Below are 2730 nucleotides of genomic sequence, written 5' to 3' on the forward strand. Positions count from 1 at the left end.
AGTACCAGCGTACGGCCCACAGAATGATGTCACGCTGAAAATGCCGGCCTTTGAATGGGTTCATGTGCAGCTCCATCAGCAAAAGGGGATGATAAGTTTATCACCACCGACTATTTGCAACAGTGCCCAAAAAAGTTCGTGGTGGAGAAAAGATAAGCTATGCAAGGCTTTAGGAGACGTGGTTTTTCAGGATGACGAAGAACGATTCGGCGCTAGGTGCAACATAGGTGCATCGCACGAGCGCTAGGAACGGCGAAAAAAGGCGGACGTGGCGAAATCGGTAGACGCAGCAGACTTTAAAATTGGAGTGCCCGCGGGGAAATCCGCGGAGTAGAACCGCTCAAAGTCGGGGAACGCTAACGGGCAATACCCTAAGCCAATCCCGAGCCAAGCCCCTTCGGGGGAAGGTGTAGAGACTGGACGGGCGGCGCCTAAAGCCTTCGGGCAATGGCGAAGGGACAGTCCAGACCACGAACGTCATCAGACGGCGGCGAAAGTCGAGGTGGTACGAAAATCTGCTTCTCTGTGAGAGTACGGGTTCGAGTCCCGTCGTCCGCACCACAAAGCCAAACATCCCTGCGATGATCGACCTCTGGGCGTTTGGTCGTGAGCCCGCCACCCTCGCGCTACGCTTTGCGCAGGCGTCGAAGGCGATCAGGTGCGCCCATCGATTCCGTCGAGCACCATCGCTGCGAGTTCATCGCTGGTGTGTGCACCACTATCGAGAACACGGGTTGTGCATGGAAGCCGTTCCCTTGCGGCCAAGCATCGGGCGACATTCGCTAATCGCCACTCTCGAATCTCCGCATTTCGATTCGGGTCAGGATGCATGGTCTGGTTCGCGATCCGGTGACGCAATAGGTCCTCGTTGAGCGTCAGAAAGATGTGCAGCAGCTGATCGTCGATCCGCCTTACCCCGTCGAGTATCTCAGTCAGATAGTCCGGGTGCACGAGCGTCATTGGGATGATGATGTCCTGCGAGTAATTCCTTCGAATCTCCCTGACCGCCGCGATCGTAAGTCCCCTCCACAAGGGGAGATCCTGATAGTCTCCGCTCGCTGGCATGGGGACCGTTTCTTTCACCACGAACCCGATTTCCTCGGGGTCAAAGATCAGCGATTTGGAACGCCGATCGCGCAGCCGCTTAGCGAGCGTCGTCTTTCCGGCGCCGAAAGGTCCGTTGATCCAGATTATCATTGTCGACGGCCTCTAACCTGAAGGCTCGCAAGAGCGCTCGACGGCCTCGTGCGGAGGCACGATCGGAGTGGTTCCGAAATGCTTCTCAAGATAGGTGACGCCGAACGTCACGATGTCCTGCGCGTCGAACAGGTAGCACTGAGCAAAGCCCACGACACCTTCTCGATGGCGACCGAGCTTCACGTAAGCATTTGCTATAGTTTCAACCGCATCCGGCTTTCCTTCGATAGCAAAGCAATCGAGAATGCCGTTTGAATCGTAATCCGATGCCGTTTTCCAGGCGACTTCACCGTCTCTTCCAAGCATCGGCATCTCATACGTCACCCACCGTTTGTTGGGGATATCGGCAACCGCCTCGGCGTAGTGCAATGCGGTAACGGAGTTTAGCGGCGCACCCAACAGCAGGGCCTTCCCGCCAAGGCGAACGAACCGCTCGACGGGCGATCCTTCCCCCAAGGCGTGACCGAGTTCGTGAGGCTCCGTCAGCGTTTCAGCCAGCGGACCAACCGCGACCATCGATGCATCGGGGTGCGCGCTGCGCCGCGCGCCGGGGGCTTGAACCAGAAATTGATTCAGCAGGCCGAACCCACGGTAAGTCCCGGCTGTTGCGGGATCGAACGGCAGCCAGGTACGGCGGGCTTCGTCATCCAGCCGAGCGCCATTCAGAGTCTCCTCGTAGGGTGATCGGTCCCACGACGCGTATCCCATCACAGTGCCAGTCGGCCCAACCGCGGAGCGTAACGCGGCAACGACCGTCTCCGCTCCTCCTTCGACCGGACCAATCGCTTTAAGTGAGGCATGCACCATCAAGAGGTCACCGGTTTGGACTCCGAGTTTTTGAAGCGCCTCCGTTATTGCCTTCCGCGTATGCATCGCGATATCTCCTCTAAACTGCAAAACACTATACCTATCGAGATATCACTCTACTATACCTATCGAGATGAAGAAATTCTAAAATTAACATAATACACCTTATACAAAATGCCCTTGTAAGCCCTTAATCAAGGGCATTTTTAGTCTCTACTTAACATAAAATTTTGGTGGTGCTTCAAAAAGTATGCTGCCTTTAAATGAAGCCATTATTGATGTAAAAGAAAAGAAGGCTAAATCAAAAGCTTTAAAATGGTTTTCAAGCTTTTTTGAAAAATTACAGCTTCTTCTGAAGCTACGCCTAATTCTATGCCTTATTTTGCAATTATTGCCTTCAATACCTACAGTAAAAAATTTACCAATACTTTGCTTACCATTTTTAAAAGCAGTGATGAAACTGTCCCAATGATCACTTGCAATTCGGGTGTAGTGAATATCTAATTGTTTAAGCTTTGTCTTCAATTGTTAGACTGTAGCTAAATCTCGTTTACCCCAAACATAAGCAACAATTTCACCTGTTTCTCGATGATAGGCGTAAATAAGCCATTGTTTATTCTTTTTATTTCCAACAAAATTCCAGAACTCATCTACTTCGAGAGATTCATAATGACTTTGCTGAGGCTGAATTTCATAGGTTGATTCAGTTAAAGTACGTAAAACTTT

At 51.8% G+C, this 2730-nt stretch carries 3 protein-coding genes and 1 pseudogene; 1 reads left to right on the plus strand and 3 read right to left on the minus strand.

Translation table 11 applies throughout. The features are described 5' to 3' along the window. A partial coding sequence (locus tag FTU72_RS16590) for a hypothetical protein (protein WP_206299284.1) occupies positions 1-247 on the plus strand: 247 nt, incomplete at its 5' end. A 407-nt stretch (positions 248-654) separates the two neighbouring features. Here the strand turns inward: FTU72_RS16590 and FTU72_RS16035 are convergent. From FTU72_RS16035 to FTU72_RS16045, 3 genes and pseudogenes are all read right to left on the minus strand, one after another. Next, the gene (locus tag FTU72_RS16035; protein ID WP_000587837.1) at positions 655-1197 is read right to left on the minus strand and encodes an AAA family ATPase; all 543 of its coding nucleotides are present in this window, start codon (positions 1195-1197) and stop codon (positions 655-657) included. Positions 1198-1209: 12 nt separating this feature from the next. After that, on the minus strand, positions 1210-2070 hold the full coding sequence (aac(3)-IId, locus tag FTU72_RS16040; RefSeq protein WP_000557454.1) for an aminoglycoside N-acetyltransferase AAC(3)-IId: 861 nt from the start codon (positions 2068-2070) through the stop codon (positions 1210-1212). A 193-nt stretch (positions 2071-2263) separates the two neighbouring features. After that, positions 2264-2730, minus strand: a pseudogene (locus FTU72_RS16045) (IS1 family transposase); the annotation flags it as partial.

The organism is Acinetobacter sp. YH12137 (assembly GCF_013418535.1).
In the GTDB taxonomy this organism is placed as follows: Bacteria; Pseudomonadota; Gammaproteobacteria; order Pseudomonadales; family Moraxellaceae; genus Acinetobacter.